The organism is Corynebacterium sp. (genome assembly GCF_022712195.1).
Classification (GTDB): Bacteria; Actinomycetota; Actinomycetes; order Mycobacteriales; family Mycobacteriaceae; genus Corynebacterium.
Genome location: NZ_JALAGY010000030.1, coordinates 1 through 19,745, shown reverse-complemented (window position 1 = coordinate 19,745; position 19,745 = coordinate 1). Strand labels below are relative to the sequence as shown.

Genomic DNA, 19,745 nt, shown 5'->3' with positions numbered 1-19,745 from the left:
CGGGTCCGTCAGGCCTCTTCCCCCGCCGTCATCCGCGTCTCGTACCTCACAGGTCCAGCCCGATGTCCAGTGCGGTCACGGAGTGGGTCAGCGCCCCCACCGCGAGTGAGTCCACACCGGCGGCGGCGTACTCCCCGGCGACGTCCAGCGTCAGCCCGCCGGAGGACTCCAGCAGGACCCCCGGCGCGAGTCCGTCGCGCACCTGCACCGCGGTCACGGTGTCGGCTACCGGGAAGTTGTCGAGCAGGACCTGCTGTGGCGGCACGTCGACCTCGAGCACCGCGCGCAGCTGGTCCAGGTCGTCGACCTCCACCTCGCACCACAGCGACGGGTTCTCGGCCCGGACGGACAGGTAGGCCGCGACCACCCCGCCTCCCGCGACGACGTGGTTGTCCTTGACCATGGCCTGGTCGGAGAGGTTGTAGCGGTGCGGGGTCCCGCCTCCGTGCACCACGGCGCGTTTCTGCAGCAGCCGCAGTCCCGGCAGTGTCTTACGCGAGTCCCGTACCACGGTTCCGGGGCGGGCGGCGGACACCGCCCCGACCCACCGGGCGGTGTGGGTCGCCACCCCCGAGGCGTGGGACAGGACGTTGAGTACGGTGCGCTCCAGCTGCAGGATCGCCCGTACCGGCCCGGTCAGCCTCCCCAGGACCGTGCCCGGGGTGACCGGTGCGCCGTTGGCCACCGGTTCCTCCAGAGTCACCCGCCCGCCGAGGACCTGGTAGGACGCACCGGCGTCCAGCACCGCCTGGACGGCGTCGGTCCCGGAGACGACCCCGGCCTGCCGTGCCACGAGGTTGCCGCTGCCGACGAGGTCGGCGGGGACGGTGGCCAGGGTGGTGGCGTCCCCGGAGGCGATGTCCTCCTGCAGGGCCGCCCAGGCCAGGGAGGAGAACAGGGTGGGGTCGCCGCTGATCTCACCGAGGTCGGTGTCGGGGAGTACCGCGGTCACTCCCCTCCTCCCGGCGTCCCGACGGAGATCATCCGTTCGACGGCGAGCCGCGCGCGGTCGGCGACGTCGTCGTCGACGTCGACCTCGTCGGTTCCGAGTGCCAGGCAGCGCAGCAGCGCCGCCGGGGTGATCATCTTCATGTAGGGGCAGGACGCCCGCTCGTTGACCGGGGCGAAGTCGACCTCGGGCGCCACTCCCCTGAGCTGGTGGAGCATGCCGACCTCGGTGGCGACGAGCACCTTCTCCCGCCCCGACGCCCCGGCGGCCTTCGCGCTGCTGAGCATCTCACCGGTGGAGAGCATGTGGACGCGCTCCGGGTCGATCACCCCTTCGCCGGCGAGGTAGATCGCCGAGTTGGCGCAGCCGCACTCCGGGTGGATGAACAGGTCCGCCCCGGGGTTCTCCTCGGCTCGGCGGGCGAGCTCCGGGCCCGAGATCCCGGCGTGGACGTGGCATTCCCCGGCCCAGACGTGGATGTCGTCCCGTCCGGTCTGCCGGCGCACATGGGCACCGAGGAACTGGTCGGGGCCGAAGAGGATCTCCCGGTCCGCGGGCAGTCCGGCCACCACGTCCACGGCGTTGGAGCTGGTGCAGCACACGTCGGTGAGGCCCTTCACCGCGGCGGTGGTGTTGATGTAGCTGACGACCAGGGCGTCGGGGTGCTCGGACTTCCAGTCGGCGAGCTCTTCGGCGGTGAGGGAGTCCGCCAGGGAGCACCCCGCGTCTTCGTCGGGGATCAGGACGGTCTTGTCCGGCGACAGGATCTTCGCGGTCTCCGCCATGAAGTGCACACCGCAGAAGACGATGACGTCGGCGTCGGTGTCGGCGGCGATCCGTGACAGCGCCAGGGAGTCCCCGGTGTGGTCGGCGATGTCCTGGATCTCGGGCAGCTCGTAGTTGTGCGCGAGGATCACCGCGTTCCTCAGTTCCTTGAGCCGACGGACCTCCGCGGCCCATTCCGCGTCCCCGACGACCCCCTCCCATCGGCCGATGTCACCCTCTGGCCCGGTGTGCCCCGGGGCACGGAAGACCCTCTCCAGCAGGGGACTCCCGAATTGTTCAACAGTCGTCGCAGTCATGTCCCGTGATGATATCCGAAACCACCACACACCGGGGGGTTTCGGGACGTATCCTCGTCCTCGTGAGTACACCACGACCTGCGGTGCGCGAGGCGGTAGCGCACCTCGACGCCCCGTTCTCCGTCCTCGACCTGGACAATGCGCTGGCCAACGCCGGTGACATGGTCCGCCGCGCCGGCGGCACGCCGATCCGGTTGGCGACGAAGTCGGTGCGTATCCTCCCCCTGATCCGCCGGCTGCTGGACCGGCCGGGGTTCCGCGGACTGCTGTCCTATTCCCTGGGCGAGGCACTGTGGCTGGCCGACGAGGGTGTCAGCGACGACATCCTCGTCGCCTACCCCAGCGCCGACCGTCAACTGCTCCACCAGCTGATGTGCGACGAGGCCTACCTGCGGACGATCACCGTCATGGTGGATTCCGTGGAGCACCTGGACTTCATCGACGCGGTGGTCCCGCCGACCGAACGCGGCGTCCTGCGGGTGTGCGTGGACATCGACGCCTCCCTGGCCGTGGGACCGGTGCACCTGGGGGCACGGCGCTCGCCGGTGCATTCCGTGGAGCAGGCCCGCACCCTGGCCCGGCAGGTCCACGAACGGGACGGCTTCGCCCTGGTGGGACTGATGGCCTATGAGGGGCAGATCGCCGGCACCACGGACTCTTCTCCGCTGGTCACGGCGGTGAAGCGGGTGTCCGCCAGGGAACTGGCGGGTCGTCGGGCGGCCATCGTCGACGCGGTCCGCTCGGTGGGGGTGGACCTCGAGTTCGTCAACGGCGGGGGCACGGGGTCGATCGAGTCGACGGTCGCCGAGACCGCCGTCACGGAGATCGGCGCGGGCTCCGGTGTCGTGGGGCCGGGCCTGTTCGACAACTACTCCTCGTTCCGGCCCCTGTCGGCCGAGTGGTTCGTGCTGCCTGTCGTGCGACGGCCCGCACCCGACTTCATCACCGTCGCCGGCGGCGGCAGGATCGCCTCCGGGCCGCCCGGCACCGACCGGCAGCCGGTGGTCGACTACCCCCGCGGCCTGTCGCTGACCTCCACCGAGGGCGCCGGCGAGGTGCAGACACCCCTACGTGGCGAGGTGGCCACGGCCATGAACCTGGGTGACCACGTGTGGTTCCGGCACGCCAAGGCCGGCGAACAGGCCGAGTTCACCGACACCGTCCTGGTGGTCAGTGACGGCGACATCATCGACGAGTGGACCACCTACCGGGGTGAGGGAAGGATCTTCACATGAGATGGCACAACTGGTCCGGCGCGCAGACCGCCGAGCCCGCACGGTTCGTCCAGCCCGCCACCGAGGCCGAGGTCGTCGAGGTGGTCCGGCGTGCGGTGGAGGACGGCCTGAGGGTGAAGGCGGTCGGCGCTGGCCACTCCTTCACCCCGGTGGCGGCGACCGACGGGGTGCTGGTGAACCTCGACCGCCTCAGCGGTGTCGTCGCGGTCGACACCGACGCGATGGAGGTCACCTTCCTCGCCGGTACCCGCCTGCGTGACGTCCCCGCCCTGCTGCGTCCGCACGGCCTGGCGCTGGCGAACCAGGGGGACGTGGACCCGCAGGCGTTGGCCGGGGCGGTGAGCACCGGCACCCACGGTACCGGCATCGGGCTGACCGGGTTCGCCGGGATGGTGCGTCGGCTGCGCACCGTCACCGCCGACGGCGCCGTGCACGACGTCGGCCCCGGTGACCCCCTCTTCGACCTGGGACGTGTGTCACTGGGCGCGTTGGGTGTCACCACCCGGATCACGATGTCGGTGGTGGAGTCGTTCGTCCTGTCCGCCGTGGAGAGGGCCGAACCACTGGCTCCCCTGGTCGGGGAGTTCCCGGCGCGTGCCGCGGCCGTGGACCACCTGGAGTACTACTGGTTCCCGGGTACCGACGTCGCCCACGTCAAGACCAACACCCGCTTCACCCCGGCCGAGGCCGCCAGGGCGGGTCTGCCGGGCCCCGTCCCGCGCTGGCGGTCCGTCATCGACGACGAGATCGTCAGCAACGCCGCCTTCGGTGCGATGTGCGGACTGATGCACCTCGCCCCGCGCACGACCGGGGCGATGAACCGGCTGGCCGCGGCGACGCTGGCCCAGCGCGAGTACGCCGACACCGCACACAACGTCTTCGTCTCACCCCGCCGGGTGCGGTTCAACGAGATGGAGTACGCCGTCCCCCTCGCCGACGCCTCCGAGGTGCTCAGCGAGGTGCACCGGGTGATCGGCGCCTCCCGCCTGCCCGTCGGCTTCCCCATCGAGGTGCGCTGCACCGCGGCGGACGCGGTTCCGCTGTCGACCGCCTACGGGAGGGAGTCCTGCTATGTCGCGGTGCACCGCTACCACCGCGACGACTACCGCGAACTGTTCGCCGTGGTCGAGCCGGTGCTCGTCGCCGCCGGGGGGCGTCCCCACTGGGGCAAGCTGCACACACTCGACCATGCGTCGCTCGCGTCCGTCCACCCGCACCTGGGCGACGTCGCCGACCTCCGGGCGCGCGTCGACCCGGACGGGGTGTTCCGCAACACGATGGTCGACCGGGTCTTCGGGCTCTAGTGTCCGGGCGTCAGCTGCCGGACGCCAACCTCTTCAGGCGGTTCGTCTTCCGCGCGTGCAGCAGTGTGTCGGTGATGAACACCAGCAGGGCGACCCAGATGATGGCGAAGCCGACCCACCGGGCCGGTGGGATGTGCTCCCCGACCACCAGCACCGCCCACAGCATCTGCATCACCGGTGTCAGGTACTGCAGCATGCCCAGGCTGGTCAGCGACAGTTCATGGGCGGCGCGGGCGAAGCACAGCAGTGGCAGCGCCGTGACCGCGCCGGCGGTGACCAGCAGCAGGGCGTGGCCTGCGCCGTGTCCGCCCTGGACCATCGTGTTCTCACCCTGGGTCTGCAGCCACGCCAGGAAGAGCACTCCGGCCGGCGCCAGGACCGCCGTCTCCGCCGTCAACGACTGCAGCGGTGTCAAGGGCACCCGCTTCTTCAGCAGCCCGTAGCCCGCGAAGGACAGGGCCAGCCCGAGGGAGACCACCGGCGGCGAGCCCAACGCCACGGTGAGTATCACCACGGCGACCCCGGCGACGCCCACCGAGACCCACTGCAGCACCCTCAGCCGCTCCCGCAGGACGAGCACACCCAGCAGCACGCTGACCAGGGGGTTGATGAAGTAGCCGAGTGCGGCGTCAGCCACATGGCCGTTGTTGACGGCGTAGATGTACAGCCCCCAGTTGCCCGCGATGAGCACCGCGGCGGCCGTGATCCGCAGCCACAGGGACAGCGGTATGCCCCGTGCCCACCGGAACCCGGTGGTGCAGGCCATGACCACGACGACGAAGGCCAGCGTCCACACGAAACGGTGCGCCAGGATCTCCGTCGGCACCGCCGGACGCAACAGCGGGAAGAACGCGGGGAAGAACCCCCACATCAGGTAGGCCAGGACGCCCCAGATCACCGGAGTTCCTCCCGGTCCGCCACAGTCACCGGCCGCGACCCGAAGCGTCCGTACGCGGCGTCCGGCGGCAGCGCCTCCACGGCGAGGACGCCGGGACGCCCGTCGAGCTCCCGGAGTTCCTCCGGCGTCCCGTGGACGAGGACCCCGAGGACGTCGAGTGAGGGGTCCCCGGGCCCCACCCCGGCATTGGCCGCCACCTGTTCCCGGGAGGCGGTGAAGACGTCGGCTCTGCGGTGCCCGTCCGCCGGCTCGGGGATCTGCCAGCGTGACTCCCCCGCCAGCAGCGTGGAGACCCGCAGCCCGGACATTCCGGAGAAGATCTCCGCCAGTTCGTCCGGGCCGGCCGGTGTCAGCGGTGTGACCAGTGCCCAGCGGGGTTCACCGGAGTCCGCGCCTTCCTGGCCGTCCTGGCCGTCCTGGCCGTCCTGCACCGATTCAGCGGCACGGGCGAGGTAGTCGTCGACGGTCTCACTGTTGTCGGGGCCGAGGACGTCGCCGTTGACGGCCTGCGGTCGCGACATACGCTCCGAGCCCGCCAATGCGACCACGGTGACCACGAGACAGACCAGGCACACCACCGACAGCCACATGACCCACGCGGGACGACGGGTGTCCTCCCACTCGCGCCGACGACGGACCCTGCGGTCCGGCGCGATCCTGCGGGACGGGCGGGGGCCGACGTCCGCCATCAGTTCACCTCCCGCAGTCTGTCCAACGCCGTCCGGAGATCCTCCGGGTACGGTGACTCGATGTCCATCCACCTGCCGTTCGGGTGGGTGAAGCCCAGGTGCACGGCGTGGAGCCACTGCCGTTCCAGTCCGAGGAAACCGGTGAGGGCGGGGTCGGACCCGTACATCGGGTCACCGCAGCAGGGGTGGTGCAGCGCCGAGAAGTGGACCCGGATCTGGTGGGTGCGGCCGGTCTCCAGGTGCACCTTGACCAGCGTCGCCTGCCGGAACGCCTCGATCGTCTCGTAGTGTGTCACGGCGTGGCGCCCGTCCTCACGGACGGCGAACTTCCACCCCGCACCCGGGTGACGCGCGATCGGCGCGTCGATCGTCCCCACCGTCGGGTCGGGGTGCCCCTGGACCAGCGCATGGTAGGTCTTGTCCACCGTCCGGTCGCGGAAGGCGCGCTTGAGGACGGTGTAGGCGCGCTCGCTGGCGGCGACGACCATCACACCCGACGTCCCGACGTCCAGGCGGTGCACGATCCCCTTGCGTTCCGGGGGCCCGGAGGTGGAGATACGGAACCCCTCCGCGGCGAGACCGGAGGTGACCGTGGGCCCCTCCCAGCCGATGGTCGGGTGCGCGGCGACGCCGACCGGCTTGTTCACCGCGATGATGTCGTCGTCGGAGTAGAGGATCTCCATGCCCTCGACATGCTCGGCGGGTTCGTCGGCGAGGTCGGGCTCGGGCTCCGGCAGGGTGACGTCCAGCCAGGCGCCGGCGACGAGCCGGTCCGACTTACCCGCGGGCCGGCTGTCCTGGGTCACGTCGCCGGCCTCTGCGAGTTCCGCGACGACGGTGCGTGAGAGGCCGAGCAGCTTCGACAGGCCGGCGTCCACCCTCATCCCGGCCAGCCCGTCCGGAACGGGCATCATCCGCGACTCCCTGGGGGCCGCACTCACGACGACGCCACCTCCCCGCGCTCCTTCCGTGGCTCAATGAGCAGCGCATACACCAGGTACACCACCACGCCCACGCTGATGGCGGCGTCCGCCACGTTGAAGATCGCGAAACCGCCGACCGAGACGAAGTCGACGACGTGGCCGTGCAGCCCACCCGGGTCCCGGAAAACCCGGTCGACCAGGTTCCCGGCCGCGCCGCCACCGATCAACGCGACGGCGGCCACCGCCCAACGGTCACGGACCCGGAAGGCCAGGACGACGCAGACCAGTACCGCGACCATCTGGATCACCGAGAAGACCACTGTCGCGTCCTCCCCCATGGAGAAGGCCGCACCGGGGTTCCGGATGAGGTACAGCCGTGCGACGTCACCGATCACCGGGTACGCCGTCGCCGGCTCCAGGTTCTCCACGACGAGCCACTTGGTCAGCTGGTCGGCGACGACGATGCCGGACAGCGGGAGAAGCGCCCACGGGCGGACGTTGAAAACAGTCACGGCGACGATCTTATCGCGTCGCCGCCTGTGGACCTCAGTCGGTGCGCCGCCGGTTGGTACGCTGACGGGTGTGCGCACTCAACGACGTGTACCCCTGCGACGGGTACTTCTGCCGACCCTGATGACCGCTCTTCTGACCGGGACAGTGCTCACCGCATGTTCCTCCGGAGACGACGCCTCACCCGAGGCACCTGTCGACGCACCGGTGTCGGGGGTGTCGGTGACGGTGGAGGACACCGGCGACGCCCCCAGGGAGCCCCTGGTCTGGTTCAGCGACCCCGGGGAGAAGCAGACGGTCTTCCGCGCGACGCGGGGCCTGGAACAGCGCACCGAGGGCGGCGCAGAGGAGGACGACCTTCCCTACGAGGACGTCACCATGGAGATCCCGCTCACCGTGTCGACCTCCACCGACGGCGACGAGCTCGAGTCCCACGTCGTCGCCGGACGTCCGAGCGGCGACAACGACGACCGCAACGACGACATCTCCTCGGCGGAGGGGTTCACCATGAACCAGAGGTACAACCAGGACGGCAGGGTCATCTCCCGTGGGTTCGCCGCACCGGAGGAGGCCACCGACTCCGCGCGCGCCAGCGTCGAGCAGTCCTTCAGCCAGATGGCGGACATTCCCGTCGTCTTCCCCTCCGACGACCTGGGCGCCGGGGCGGTCTGGACGGTGACAGGCCAGGTCGACGACAACGTGTCGATGCGGCAGGCGGTGACCTACACCCTGCTGTCACGGGAGGGGTCGCGGATCGAACTGGACGTCGACGTCAGACGCACCCCGTCCGTACGGCAGCTGCCGGGGACGGACCTGCAGGTCATGGACTCCACCAGTGACTCCAGCGGTAACATCACCGTCGATCTGCGCCGTCCGGTACCGGTCTCGGGCATGATCGAGACCACGACCAGCGTGACCTACGGGGAGGCCGAATCACCGGTCCGAGTGGTGCAGACCTCGCGCACGAGGTCCAGTTGGGAACCAGCCTAGGCAGCCGGGGCCGGAGCCGGGGCCTCACCTTCCGGGGCCGGCGCGGGGGCGTCCTCGAGGAAGGGTGCGCACGAGTCGGGGATCTGGTCGGGGGCGACATTGCTGACCAGGGTGCACGCCCATTCCTGGGACAGCTTCCACTGGCCGTTGTCGTTGACGAACTTCACCCCGTCCATCCTCACCGGTTCAGCGTCCGGTTGAATGAGGTTCATGGTGGCGGTGACCTCCTGCGGGGTGATCCCCGGAAGGATGGGGTCCACGACCTCGAACGTCGCGCCGGACTCCTGCTGCGACTTCATCATCACGTCGAAGAGCTCCACGGCCTGCTCCCCGTTCTCCACGGTGTCGGCCTTCTCCTCGGCGGGCACACCCGGGTCAACGGCGCGGCCCAGGATCTCCCCGAGTTCCTGGGCCGTGGGCAGCGGCGCCTGCTCGACCGTCTCCTGGGCGGTGGTCTCGCTGGCGTTGTCGTCGGCGTCGTCCGAGGAACAGGCGGTCACGGACAGCCCTGCGGTAACGGCGACGGCTGCGGCGATGGCGCGGGTTCGCTTCAATGATCTCACGGTGACGAGGCTCCTTCTGCGGGTGGATGAACTACGGATGACGAGAGTCTACCGCCGATGGGACGGTAGCCTTGAAATCCGTGACCGACTCGACTGCTGACACTCCCACCGTGCTCGCCACCGGCGGCACCATCTCCTGCACCTCCGACGAACACGGCGACCTTGTCCCGACACGGGGCATCGCCACCCTCCTCGACGACGCGGGCATCGACGGTCCCGCTGTGACGGCGCGGGACGTCCTGCGCCTCGACTCGTCCACGATGGACCTCGCCGACCTCGACGCCCTGCTCGCCGAGATCCATGCCGCCCGGTCCGACGGGCCCGTCGTCGTCACCCACGGAACCGACTCGATGGAGGAGACCGCGATGGCCGTCGACCGCCTGGTCGGCGGCCGAGTCGTACTGACCGGCGCCCAGCGCCCGGCGGACGACCCCACCCCCGACGGGCCGGCGAACCTGCGCGACGCCGTGGTCGCCGCACCGCACGTCGACGCACCCAGCGTGGTCTTCGGCGGGAGGACACTGCCGGCCTACGGGGTCCGGAAGGTCCACACGACAGCCGACGACGCCTTCGACGCCCCCACCATGCCCCGTCCCACCATGGCCACGGGGCACCTGTCTGCACCGGTACCGCTGGCGGGCCTGAGGGTCGACATCGTCCCCGCCTACCAGGGGACGGACCCCCGCGCCGTCACGAACGCCCTCGACGCCGGCGCCGCGGGCGTCGTCATCGCCGCGTTCGGTTCCGGTAACGTCGGGACCCTCGCTGAGGGCGTGACCGCCGCCCTGGACGCCGGCGTTCCCGTCGTCGTGTCCAGCCGTGTCCCGGCCGGCGGGGTGCAGCTGGTGTACGGCGGTGCCGGCGGAGGACGCAGCCTCGTGCGGGCGGGGATCCGCTCCGCCGGTCAGCTCACTCCGCCGCAGGCCCGGATGGAACTGCTGTGCGAGCTCGCGGTTCAACGGGCGCAGGGGTGAACCCGGCCGCTCAGCCGAGACTGTCCAGCGGGTCCGCGAGGCGCAGACCAGGGTCGTCGGCGGCGAGTGACCGGGCCCGCCCGGGGCCCGTCGACCGGGTCTCGAACCTCACACTGACCACCCCGGCACCGGTCCCCTGGACCCAACCGTGACCGAACTCCGCATGGTGGACGTCCACGGTCGGGCGCCAGGAGACAGGGTGCTCCTCCCCGGCGGGCTCGTCGGTGACCGTGGCGTCGGTCTCAACCTCCCTCACCTCTTCCGCGCCCGGTTCCGGGAAGAGAACGGCCTGACGTTCCTCCGTGAGTCCGGACAGACTCACCCCGACGAGCCGCACCGCCCCGGAAACCTCGGGGCGGGGCACCACGGACCGCGCCGCGGAGATGATCTCGTCCAGGTCGTCCGTCGGGGTGACCAGTGTCGTGGACCGGGTGTGCGCCTTGAAGTCCGCGGTCCGCGTCTTCACGGTCACGGTCCTCGCCGCGCGGCCGTCGTTGAGCAGACGTCTCCGCGCGGCGACGGCCGCCCGGACCAGGACAGGGTCCACCTCAGTGGTCGTCGTCGCGTCGACCTCGAGAGTCCGCTCCGCGGACACCTGTTTCGCCCGGGCCCGCGGGGCGACAGGCCGGGAGTCCCGGCCACGCGCGTACCCGAGAACCTGGAGCCCGACCGAACCGAGCAACCCCTTGACGTCGATGTCGTCCATCTGCGTGAACTCACCGATGGTGGACACCCCGATGTCAGCCAGCTTGTTCTGCGCCACAGGCCCGATGCCCCACAACTCCCCGACCGGCCGAGGTGAGAACACCTCCTCACGGCGGTCCTCTCCGACGACCGTCACACCGTGGGGCTTCGCCAGGTCAGAGGCCATCTTGGCGTCCAGTTTCGTCGACGCCACGCCGATGGAGCACGGCAGACCGACCTCACGGTCCACCCTCGCCTGGAGATCACGCGCCCAGCGCTCGACCTCCGCGGAACCGCACCCCGCCAGAGACACGGGCTCGACGAAACCCTCGTCGACACTCAGCTGTTCGACCGTGTCCCCCTCCCGACCGAGCAGCTCGAACACCTGCGCGGACACCGCCGAGTACACCGTGAACCGGGGGGACACGACCACGGCCCTCCCCCGGCACAACCGCACCGCCTGCTGCATGGGCATGGCTGAACGCGCACCGTACACACGGGACTCATACGACGCCCCCGCCACCACCCCGCGCCCCGATGCACCACCCACCAGAACCGGACGGCCGGCGAGCGTGGGCCTGGTCAGTTGCTCGACCGAGGCGAAGAACGCGTCCATGTCGAGGTGGACCACCCAACGCTGCGTGGTGTTCATGTCCCCGATTCTAGGCAGGGGCCGTTCCGCCAGCCTCAAAACGGCACCAGCTTCTGCGCCTCCTCCGCTGCGGCCACGGTCTCGGCGATCCACCGCATCCTCGCCTCGTTGTGACTCGCCAACGTCCGGACCCTGCGGTGAAGCCGGGTGTCGAAGTCAAGGACCGCCTCCGCCAGTGGCCCGGTCGGAGTCGACACATAGACGTGCCCGTCCTCCACGCTGGTCCACCAGTCGGATCCGTCCGGATTCAGGGTGACGTCGTACAGTCCACGGGTCTTGAGACTGTGGCATCCGGGACACAGCGAATGCATCGCCCAGGTCGCGGTCGCGCCGCCACCGGCCCACCTGGCGACATGGTCGAGCTGGGCGGTCGCCGCGGGACTGTCACAGCCCGGGAACCTGCAGGTCCCGTCTCGGCCGGCGTCTGTGGCACGCTGGTGCTCCGAGGGGGTGTAGCCGGAGACCTCACTGTGCCCGGCCACGCAGAGTTCAGTGACCCGGGCCATCCACCGTTCGGTAGCCACCTCGTGCAACCAGGTGCTCTCGAGGTGCATCCGGCCGTCATCGAGGTTGCGGTAGCAGTTCAGGGTGACCGACACGTCACCCGCGCGGCCGTGCACCAGATCCACCAGCGCACGTGCCCGGCTGCAGCCCCGGGCCGAGGCGACCGCGTCGATGATCCTGACCATCCCCACCCCCTCATCCGTGGGCACAGTGACATGGAATGTCGTCGCCGCGTCCGCGCGGGTGTCGACACCGAAATCGTGCTGGTATCCCGGAGGCGGCGGCTCACCCCTGCCCTCCGGATCCAGGGGGCGCGCCGACGGCTGAATCTCGGCAACCACCTGCTGCGCAAGTCGGCGAAGGGTGAGTACCCCGGGGACGGCCTGTCGGGGCGTCGTCGGCGTCACCAGCGCAACTATCCCGCCCTCCACCTCAGCGAGATGTCCGTCGTCCACCGCCGCGACCGAATCCGCGAGCGCGCGGAGATGCTCGAAGGAGAAGGCACCTCCCTGCAACGCGCGCGCCAACGTCGGCATCCTGGCGATCATCGTTCCGATGTCGCAGTACGCCAGTGCACGGCCCTTCGACACCCCCAGCCCCACCGACAGTTTCCTGGCGTGCCTCGACACCTCGTCCGTGGGCGACGGCGTCGCCGCACGCGCGATGTCGAGTTCCAGGGTGTTGATCTCCCTCTTCGCGCTGTACATGACCTCCTGCGCACTCACGGCCCAACAGGGTTCGTCGACGTTCTCCTCGACATACTCGACATCGCACTCGAAACAGAGCTCCTCGAAGTCCCGTTCGATAACACTGAGATCCACTCCACCCTGCACCACGACATTCCCCTCCCTGTGACCGACAACCCGTTCGATACCGACCGACACTACCGAACGTCCGTTCGAATGGCAAGGGTGAGGAAAACCCCGGACGGCAGGTACACCGTCCGGGGTCCGTCCCGGCCGCTAGACCTTCACGACCTCCGCCGTCGCACCGTCACCGACGTCATGGGTCAGGGTCTCGCCGACGACCACGGTCACCGACGTGGCCAGAACCTCACCGGCGATCGTGCCGACATGTTCGTCCGCCCATGCCTTGCGGGCCTCCGGGACCGACAGTGTCAGCGCAATCCGGTCGGACACGTCGAGCCCGGAGGCCTTACGCGCGTCCTGCACACCACGCACCCGGTCCGCGGCCCAGCCCTCGGCCTCCAGCTCCGGGGTCACGGTGGTGTCGAGGACGACGAGACCGTCCTCCCCCGGGATCTCCGCCGTGTTCTCCGGATCCACGGCCACGAGCTTCCGGCTGAACTCGCCGTCGACGAGCGCGACACCGTCAGCGGTGACCGCCCCGTCCTCCGCCACCGTGTAGTTTCCGGTCTTGACCGCCTTGATCACCTTCTGGACGTCCTTGCCCAGACGGGGGCCGGCGACCCGGGCATTGACCACCACGTCGAAACGTCCCACGGACGACACGTCATCAGTCAGTGTCACCTCCTTGACATTGACCTCGTCGCGGATGATCGACGCGAAGTCCGCCAGCGCACCGGAGTCCGGCAACGCGACCGTGAGCCCGGGCAGCGGAAGACGGTTGCGCAGCTTGTGCGACTTACGCAACGACGACGTCGCCGAACACACGGCACGCACCGCGTCCATCGACGCGACCAGGTCGTCGTCCGCCGGCAGGTCGTCCGCCGACGGCCAGTCCGTGAGGTGCACCGAACGCCCGCCCGTCAGGCCACGCCAGATGACCTCGGTGGTCATCGGCAGCAGCGGCGCAGCGACCCGGCACAGCGTCTCCAGCACCGTGTACAGGGTGTTGAAGGCCTCCGGGTGACCGTCCTCACCGGAGTCCCCCGCCCAGAAACGGTCGCGGGACCGCCGGACGTACCAGTTCGTCAGGACATCGCAGAACTGGCGGATCTCGTCGGTGGCGGTGGCGATGTCCGTGGCGTCCAGCGCGACGGTGACCGCGGAGACCGCGTCATGCAGCTTCGCCAGGATGTAGCGGTCGAGGACATTCGTCGAGGAGGTGTCCCGCTGCGCCGGGGTGTGCGCGTACAACCGCAGGAACGAGTAGGCGTTCCACATCGGCAGCATCGCCTGGCGCACCCCCTCACGGATGCCCTGCTCGGTGACGATCAGGTTCCCTCCCCGCAGGATCGGCGAACTCATCAGGAACCAGCGCATCGCGTCGGAACCGTCCCGGTCGAAGACCTCGTTGACGTCGGGGTAGTTCCCCTTCGACTTCGACATCTTCAGGCCGTCGTCGCCGAGCACGATACCGTGCGACACGACCTTGGTGAACGCCGGACGGTCGAACAACGCCGTGGACAGCACATGCAGCAGGTAGAACCAGCCACGGGTCTGACCGATGTACTCGACGATGAAGTCCGCCGGCGAATGGGAGTCGAACCACTCCTTGTTCTCGAACGGGTAGTGCACCTGGGCGAAGGGCATCGACCCCGAGTCGAACCACACGTCGAGCACGTCCGGCACACGACGCATCGTGGACTGCCCCGTCGGGTCATCCGGGTTCGGACGCGTCAGCTCGTCGATGTAGGGACGGTGCAACGACTCCGGACGCACCCCGAAGTCCGCCTCGAGCTCATCCAGCGAACCGTAGACGTCGACGCGCGGGTACTCGTCGTTGTCCGACACCCACACCGGGATCGGCGAACCCCAGTAGCGCGACCGGGAGATGTTCCAGTCACGGGCCCCCTCGAGCCACTTGCCGAACTGGCCGTCGCGGATGTGCTCCGGGATCCACTCGATCTGCTCGTGGTTGAGCTCGACCATCCGGTCCCGGAAGGACGAGACGGACACGAACCAGCTGGGCAGCGCCATGTAGATCAGAGGCTCGCCCGAACGCCAGGAATGCGGGTAGGAGTGCTCGATGGTCTGGTGACGCACGACCCGGCCGGCGGCCTTGAGGTCCCGGATGATGTCCTTGTTGGCGTCGAAGACCAGCTGCCCCTGGTAGTCGGGCACCAGGGAGGTGAACTTGCCGTCCATGTCCACCGGGACCACCGTGTCGATCCCCGCGGCGTTGCAGGTGTTCATGTCGTCCTCACCGAACGCGGGCGCCTGGTGGACCACACCGGTACCGTCCTCGGTGGTGACGTAGTCCGCCGCCAGGACCCGGAAGGGCCGCTTCTCCCCCAGTTCGGCCCGGTCCGCGAAGTAGTCGAAGATCGGCTCGTAGGTCAGACCGACCAGCTGACCACCGGTGAACTCCGCCACGACCTCCGCGGACTCACCGAGCTCGGGACCGTAGGCGGACATCAGGTCCGCAGCGAGCAGGATGGACTTCCCCGCCACCGCGTCCGCTCCGTCCTGCGCGACCTTGACCAGGACGTAGGTGACCGAGGGGTTGACCGCCAACGCCAGGTTGGACGGCAGTGTCCACGGCGTGGTCGTCCAGGCCAGGGCCGAGGCGTCGGCGAGCTCAGGATGCTCCGCGAGCGTCTCCACGGCGGCCGTCCCCGGGTGCGCACCGGTGACCGGGAACGTCACCGTCAACGTCGGGTCCTGGCGCATCTTGTAGGAGTCGTCCAGGCGGGTCTCCTGGTTCGACAGGGGCGTGTGCTCCGCCCAGGAGTACGGCAACACGCGGAAGCCCTGGTAGATCAGGCCCTTGTCGTACAGGTTCTTGAACGCCCAGATCACCGACTCCATGTACGACAGGTCCATGGTCTTGTAGCCGTTGTCGAAATCGACCCACCGTGCCTGCCGGGTGACGTAGTCCTTCCACTCGTCGGCGTACTTCAGCACCGACGTCGCACAGTACTCGTTGAACGCGGCCAGACCCATCTTCTCGATCTCACCCTTGTCGGTGATGCCGAGCTGCTTCTCCGCCTCCAGCTCCGCGGGGAGCCCGTGGGTGTCCCAGCCGAACACCCGGGGCACGCGGTAACCACGCATCGTCTTGTAGCGCGGGACGATGTCCTTGACGTAACCGGTCAGCAGATGGCCGTAGTGCGGCAGGCCGTTGGCGAAGGGGGGACCGTCGTAGAAGATGTACTCCGGCGCCCCCTCGCGGTTGTCGAGGGAGGCCTGGAAGGTGCCGTCCCGCCTCCAGTAGTCGAGGACGGACTTCTCCATGGCGGGGAACGAGCTGCTGCCGTCCGACATGTCGGTGTGCGGGTATGCTCCGCCGGCGGGGGTGGTCATCGCGGACTCCTCGTAAGGTCGTGTGCTTTCTCACGGTCCGCGGGGACGTCGCCGGTGACGGCAACGCGGTACCACCCCGCTTGGGCTCCCCGGCGACACCGCCGAGCCGGGCAATCCCACTTGTTCCTACGGCTGTGACGTGCCGCGACCACGTCCGGGTCTACCGGGTCCGTCCCACGGAGGGGCCGGGCCTTTCTTCCGGAACGCTCCCCGGTGATGGCCGGATCAGTGCGTGTGAAAAGCCCCGCACGGCGGTGCGGGGCCGGTCAGTACTGAAGTATACGCCTCATCGCCTGCGGTGGAGAAACAGGTCGACGACGAAGACCACGATCCCGACCACTGCGATCCCGATGCAGATCCACGCCCACAACGTCGACCCCACGTACAGGGCGACGAGCAGGGCGAGGAACCCCAGGAGGGACATCAGGAGTGACAGTGCGAGCATCGTCAACGCCGTCCGTCGTCCATGTCCCCCACCGCCGGCCTACTTCTCGCCGAAGTCGATGTTGGAGTTCGGGGCCGCGGTGCTGCGGCTGTTGAGCTCCTCCAGCTGGGACTCCAGGAACGTCTTCAGGCGGGTACGGTACTCGCGCTCGTAGGTGCGCAGTTCCTCGATACGGCTCTCGAGCGCGGTCTGCTGCTTCTTCACCGTTGTCATGATCTCGGTGTGCTTGCGCTCGGCGTCCTTCTGCAGGGCGTCCGCCTTCTCCTGGGCGGCGCGGACCTGTGCCTCGGACTGGGCGGTGGCGTCGGAGATCAGGGTCTCCGACTTCTGCGTGGCGTCGGCCACCAGCGTGTCCGCCTTCTGCTGCGCCTCGGCGACGGTCTTGCGAGCCTTCTGGTCGGCGTCCGCGAGCTGCTTCTCCGAGCGCTTCTGCGCGTCAGCCAGCTGCGAGGTGGCCTTGGCGTTCGCGTCCTCGAGAGTGCGGTTCGCCTCGTCGCGTGCCTCGTCCAGCATCGCCTGGGACTCGGACTTGGCGTCGCCGGTGAGGCGGTCCGCCATCTCCTGGGCCATGCTCAGGACGCGGGCGGCCTGCATGTGGGTGTCGGCGTTCGCGGTGCCGGACTCCTGCCCACCGTCCGTCGCGGCAGCCTGGGCCGGTGCGGCCTGGGCCGACGCCGCCTCAGCGCGCTTCTCCGCGGCGGCGGCCTTGTCCTCGGCGGTGGCCGCACGCTTCTCGGCGGCCGCGGTGGCGTCCTGGGCCTTCTTCAGCTCAGCCTCGAGCTCGGAGACACGCGCACGGGCCTCCTCGAGTTCCGCGGCAAGCTCCGAGTCGTCGGAGGAGGTGGACGCGGCGACCGGAGCGGCGCCCGCCGACCCCGAGGCCACCTGGCCCCGGAGGTCGTCGTTCTCGTCCTGGAGTTCGGCCAGCGTGTCTTCGACGAGATCGAGGAACTGGTCAACCTCGTCCTCGTTGTAGCCACGCTTGCCGATCGGCGGCTTGCTGAATGCCACGTTATGAACGTCAGCGGGAGTCAACGGCATCGGTAGTTCCCTTCACAGTCGATATGTTCCGCCGGCCGGGGTGGGCCGGACAGTGAGTCAGTCACGATCTTATCAGCGACCACGTCCACGAGGTTTCAGGGTCAACCTCATGTGCAGTCTTTCAGGTCAGTTATACAGCAGGGCTTTTCCCACCTGCAATATGTCAGGTAAGGACAACGACTCCGCACGGCGGGTCACATTGCCGCAGTGGCGGCCGCCGTCAGTATGCCGATCAGAATCGAGATTCCGAAGAACAGCACCAGAACCGACACGTCCAGCGCCACCCCGCCCAGACGGAGCGGCGGGATCACCCGCCGCAGCGGACGGACCACGACATCGGTGAGAACGAAGACCGGTTCAGCGAACAGGGCGAACCGGCGCGACGGACGCCACTGGCGGGAAAAGGACCGGATCATCTCGATGATGACCCTGGCCAGGAGGATGAACCAGTACACCCTGAGGAGCAGTGCGATGAGAAAGAGAGTTGCGGCCACGGTGTTCTACTGGTCCTCCACCAACTGGTCGAGCTGGCTCTGGTCAAGGGTCACGGAGGCGGGGATCAACGCGAAGTTGCGCAGCCCGCCGAGCTTCTTCAGTGTACCGTCGAGTCCCTTGGCGAGCCCGACGGAGAAGTCGAGCACCCGGCTGGCCTCCGCTTTCTCCATGCCGGAGAGGTTCAGGACGACAATGTCCCCCGCCTTGAACTCGGTGGCCAGCTCGCCCGCCTGCTGGAAGGAGCTCAGCGCCAGTCGCACCACCTGGGGTTCCCGCGCGGGGGTGGCCGGCACCGGCGCGACGGGGGCGGCACCCACGTCGGCCCGGCGGGACGGACGGGCCGCACGGTAGTCGTAGTCGGTCCGTTCAGACCGCCCCACACGCTCGGTGCGCTCCGGACGCTCGACCCGGTCCCGCTCGTAGTCGCGCTCCCTGTCGTCCTCCCTGTCCTGGTACCGCCCCGGCTGGCGGTACCCGCCGCGGTCCTCCTCGAACTCGTCGCGGTAATAGGGGTCGTCGAAGCTGTCAACGTCACCGAAGCCGAAGAAATCCTTGACCTTCCCGGTGATTCCGTCTGCCATGGTCTGTCTCGCTTTCTCTGGGATATGTCGTACGAGGGTGTCTTCTGTCAAAAATACCGGGAAGTGGGATCAGGTGTCGGCAATCCAGACCACCGACGCCTGACGTCCCGTCCGGCCTTCCCTGCGGTACGAGAAGAAGTTCTCCTCGGTGATCGTGCTCCGCGGGTCCGCGTCGACGGCGGTGACGCCGGCGGCGAGCAGCTGACGGGTGACGCCGGCCCGGATGTCCAGCCCCGGGGTGCCGCGGGCCGTGGTCGTCCGTGAGCCGGGCAGCCGCTCCTCGACGTCGCGGGCCATCTCCTCGGGAACCTCGTAGTCCTCCCCCGCGGCCGCGGCACCGATCAGCGCGTGGATACGGGCGGGGACGGCTCCGAGACCGACCATCGCCTCCACCGTCGCCGGCACCACACCGTTGCGCGCACCCATCCGCCCGGCGTGCACGGCGGCGACCACGCCGGCGTCCTCGTCGGAGAGCAGCACGGGCACACAGTCGGCGGTGAGCACGACCAGCGCCAGCCCGGGCTCACGGGTGACCAGGGCGTCGCTGAACTCGACGGGCCCGCCGTCCAGCGAGTCGAGCAGTTCGGCGGTCACCTCGGTGACGTTGGGCGAATGGATCTGCTCCATGTAGACCATCCGCGCGGGGTCGACCCCGATCAGCTCCGCGAGCCGGCGGCGGTTGGCCGCCACGTCGGCGGCGTCGTCACCGACGTGGTCGGCGAGGTTGAAGGACGCGAAGTCCCCCGACGACACCCCGCCGTGGCGGTCGGTCACCACCTTGCGGACACGACGCTCAGAGGAAGGTCGGGACATCGAGGTCGTCATCCCCCTCATCACGGCGGTCGTCACGACGGCTGTCCCGGCGCTCACCGTTCGAGGTGAACAGACCCGAGTTCCCCTGCGTCTCCGAGGAGCCGGGGACACCCGAACGCGACCGGCGGGTGAAGCTCGTCGACCCGGCGGACTGCGGCTGCGGCTCGGCCTGCTGGGCGGCCGGAGCCTCCTCGCCGTTGAAGATGCCCGGCTGGGACTGCTCGGCGGCGGGGGTGGCGGGGGT

At 69.2% G+C, this 19,745-nt stretch carries 19 protein-coding genes and 1 pseudogene; 4 read left to right on the top strand and 16 right to left on the bottom strand.

Annotated elements, in window-relative coordinates:
- Nucleotides 1-46: 46 nt before the first annotated feature.
- Nucleotides 47-916, bottom strand: a complete 870-nt coding sequence (nadC, locus tag Q0A34_RS03770) for a carboxylating nicotinate-nucleotide diphosphorylase (RefSeq protein WP_291478658.1) — start codon at nucleotides 914-916, stop codon at nucleotides 47-49.
- A gap of 32 nt (nucleotides 917-948) precedes the next feature.
- A complete protein-coding gene (gene nadA / locus Q0A34_RS03765; protein ID WP_291478578.1) occupies nucleotides 949-2,031 on the bottom strand; it encodes a quinolinate synthase NadA in 1,083 nt (360 codons plus the stop codon).
- Between the two features lie 62 nt (nucleotides 2,032-2,093).
- On the opposite strand from nadA, the gene Q0A34_RS03760 reads away from it, so the two are divergent.
- Both Q0A34_RS03760 and Q0A34_RS03755 read left to right on the top strand, forming a co-directional pair.
- Nucleotides 2,094-3,266, top strand: coding sequence for an amino acid deaminase/aldolase (locus tag Q0A34_RS03760; protein WP_291478576.1), 1,173 nt, complete (start codon nucleotides 2,094-2,096; stop codon nucleotides 3,264-3,266).
- Complete coding sequence (locus tag Q0A34_RS03755; protein ID WP_291478574.1) at nucleotides 3,263-4,570, top strand: D-arabinono-1,4-lactone oxidase; 1,308 nt, start codon at nucleotides 3,263-3,265, stop codon at nucleotides 4,568-4,570. The genes Q0A34_RS03760 and Q0A34_RS03755 overlap by 4 nt, the downstream gene beginning before the upstream one ends.
- 10 nt (nucleotides 4,571-4,580) lie before the next feature.
- Here Q0A34_RS03755 and rarD read toward each other — a convergent pair whose 3' ends face one another.
- Genes rarD through lspA form a run of 4 tightly spaced genes read right to left on the bottom strand, consistent with a single transcriptional unit; the run spans nucleotide 4,581 to nucleotide 7,592 of the window.
- A complete protein-coding gene (gene rarD / locus Q0A34_RS03750; protein ID WP_291478572.1) occupies nucleotides 4,581-5,468 on the bottom strand; it encodes an EamA family transporter RarD in 888 nt (295 codons plus the stop codon).
- Nucleotides 5,465-6,157 (bottom strand): hypothetical protein, encoded by a 693-nt coding sequence (locus Q0A34_RS03745; RefSeq protein ID WP_291478570.1) that lies wholly within the window; start codon nucleotides 6,155-6,157, stop codon nucleotides 5,465-5,467. Before Q0A34_RS03745 ends, rarD begins: the two co-directional genes overlap by 4 nt.
- Nucleotides 6,157-7,068 carry an RluA family pseudouridine synthase gene (locus Q0A34_RS03740; protein ID WP_291478656.1) on the bottom strand — a complete coding sequence of 304 codons (912 nt, stop codon included), beginning with the start codon at nucleotides 7,066-7,068 and terminating at the stop codon, nucleotides 6,157-6,159. The genes Q0A34_RS03745 and Q0A34_RS03740 overlap by 1 nt, the downstream gene beginning before the upstream one ends.
- Before the next feature lie 26 nt (nucleotides 7,069-7,094).
- Nucleotides 7,095-7,592 carry a signal peptidase II gene (gene lspA / locus Q0A34_RS03735; RefSeq protein WP_291478568.1) on the bottom strand — a complete coding sequence of 166 codons (498 nt, stop codon included), beginning with the start codon at nucleotides 7,590-7,592 and terminating at the stop codon, nucleotides 7,095-7,097.
- A gap of 121 nt (nucleotides 7,593-7,713) precedes the next feature.
- Here lspA and Q0A34_RS03730 point away from each other — a divergent pair, with 121 nt between their 5' ends.
- The gene (locus Q0A34_RS03730) at nucleotides 7,714-8,580 is read left to right on the top strand and encodes a hypothetical protein (protein WP_291478566.1); all 867 of its coding nucleotides are present in this window, start codon (nucleotides 7,714-7,716) and stop codon (nucleotides 8,578-8,580) included.
- Here Q0A34_RS03730 and Q0A34_RS03725 read toward each other — a convergent pair.
- Nucleotides 8,577-9,143, bottom strand: a complete 567-nt coding sequence (locus Q0A34_RS03725; RefSeq protein ID WP_291478565.1) for a hypothetical protein — start codon at nucleotides 9,141-9,143, stop codon at nucleotides 8,577-8,579. The genes Q0A34_RS03730 and Q0A34_RS03725 overlap by 4 nt on opposite strands.
- An 80-nt stretch (nucleotides 9,144-9,223) precedes the next feature.
- Here Q0A34_RS03725 and Q0A34_RS03720 point away from each other — a divergent pair, with 80 nt between their 5' ends.
- Nucleotides 9,224-10,117, top strand: a complete 894-nt coding sequence (locus Q0A34_RS03720) for an asparaginase (RefSeq protein WP_291478564.1) — start codon at nucleotides 9,224-9,226, stop codon at nucleotides 10,115-10,117.
- Between the two features lie 10 nt (nucleotides 10,118-10,127).
- On the opposite strand, the gene Q0A34_RS03715 is transcribed toward Q0A34_RS03720, so the two are convergent.
- The 9 genes and pseudogenes from Q0A34_RS03715 to Q0A34_RS03675 form a co-directional block, all read right to left on the bottom strand.
- Nucleotides 10,128-11,453 carry a DNA polymerase IV gene (locus tag Q0A34_RS03715; protein ID WP_291478562.1) on the bottom strand — a complete coding sequence of 442 codons (1,326 nt, stop codon included), beginning with the start codon at nucleotides 11,451-11,453 and terminating at the stop codon, nucleotides 10,128-10,130.
- Between the two features lie 35 nt (nucleotides 11,454-11,488).
- On the bottom strand, nucleotides 11,489-12,778 hold the full coding sequence (locus Q0A34_RS03710; protein WP_291478559.1) for an HNH endonuclease signature motif containing protein: 1,290 nt from the start codon (nucleotides 12,776-12,778) through the stop codon (nucleotides 11,489-11,491).
- Between the two features lie 141 nt (nucleotides 12,779-12,919).
- Nucleotides 12,920-16,126 carry an isoleucine--tRNA ligase gene (gene ileS / locus Q0A34_RS03705; RefSeq protein WP_291478557.1) on the bottom strand — a complete coding sequence of 1,069 codons (3,207 nt, stop codon included), beginning with the start codon at nucleotides 16,124-16,126 and terminating at the stop codon, nucleotides 12,920-12,922.
- 286 nt (nucleotides 16,127-16,412) lie between these two features.
- Nucleotides 16,413-16,571 (bottom strand): hypothetical protein, encoded by a 159-nt coding sequence (locus Q0A34_RS03700; protein WP_291478555.1) that lies wholly within the window; start codon nucleotides 16,569-16,571, stop codon nucleotides 16,413-16,415.
- A 39-nt stretch (nucleotides 16,572-16,610) separates the two neighbouring features.
- Nucleotides 16,611-17,612 carry a DivIVA domain-containing protein gene (locus Q0A34_RS03695; RefSeq protein ID WP_291478554.1) on the bottom strand — a complete coding sequence of 334 codons (1,002 nt, stop codon included), beginning with the start codon at nucleotides 17,610-17,612 and terminating at the stop codon, nucleotides 16,611-16,613.
- A 194-nt stretch (nucleotides 17,613-17,806) separates the two neighbouring features.
- Entirely contained in the window at nucleotides 17,807-18,106 is a 300-nt protein-coding gene (locus tag Q0A34_RS03690; RefSeq protein ID WP_291478552.1) for a YggT family protein, read from the bottom strand.
- A gap of 6 nt (nucleotides 18,107-18,112) precedes the next feature.
- A complete protein-coding gene (locus Q0A34_RS03685) occupies nucleotides 18,113-18,688 on the bottom strand; it encodes a cell division protein SepF (RefSeq protein WP_291478551.1) in 576 nt (191 codons plus the stop codon).
- Nucleotides 18,689-18,757: 69 nt separating this feature from the next.
- Nucleotides 18,758-19,501, bottom strand: coding sequence for a peptidoglycan editing factor PgeF (gene pgeF / locus Q0A34_RS03680; RefSeq protein ID WP_291478550.1), 744 nt, complete (start codon nucleotides 19,499-19,501; stop codon nucleotides 18,758-18,760).
- A pseudogene (locus Q0A34_RS03675) lies at nucleotides 19,482-19,745 on the bottom strand (hypothetical protein); the annotation flags it as partial. The pseudogene Q0A34_RS03675 and the gene pgeF, both read right to left, overlap by 20 nt.

Coding starts and splice junctions, on each gene's coding strand:
- nadA (WP_291478578.1), bottom strand. CDS start 2,031: ATGACTGCGACGACTGTTGAACAATTCGGGAGTCCCCTGCTGGAGAGG.
- Q0A34_RS03755 (WP_291478574.1), top strand. CDS start 3,263: ATGAGATGGCACAACTGGTCCGGCGCGCAGACCGCCGAGCCCGCACGG.
- Q0A34_RS03745 (WP_291478570.1), bottom strand. CDS start 6,157: ATGGCGGACGTCGGCCCCCGCCCGTCCCGCAGGATCGCGCCGGACCGC.
- Q0A34_RS03740 (WP_291478656.1), bottom strand. CDS start 7,068: ATGCCCGTTCCGGACGGGCTGGCCGGGATGAGGGTGGACGCCGGCCTG.
- Q0A34_RS03730 (WP_291478566.1), top strand. CDS start 7,714: ATGACCGCTCTTCTGACCGGGACAGTGCTCACCGCATGTTCCTCCGGA.
- Q0A34_RS03715 (WP_291478562.1), bottom strand. CDS start 11,453: ATGAACACCACGCAGCGTTGGGTGGTCCACCTCGACATGGACGCGTTC.
- ileS (WP_291478557.1), bottom strand. CDS start 16,126: ATGACCACCCCCGCCGGCGGAGCATACCCGCACACCGACATGTCGGAC.
- Q0A34_RS03700 (WP_291478555.1), bottom strand. CDS start 16,571: ATGCTCGCACTGTCACTCCTGATGTCCCTCCTGGGGTTCCTCGCCCTG.
- Q0A34_RS03695 (WP_291478554.1), bottom strand. CDS start 17,612: ATGCCGTTGACTCCCGCTGACGTTCATAACGTGGCATTCAGCAAGCCG.
- Q0A34_RS03685 (WP_291478551.1), bottom strand. CDS start 18,688: ATGGCAGACGGAATCACCGGGAAGGTCAAGGATTTCTTCGGCTTCGGT.
- pgeF (WP_291478550.1), bottom strand. CDS start 19,501: ATGTCCCGACCTTCCTCTGAGCGTCGTGTCCGCAAGGTGGTGACCGAC.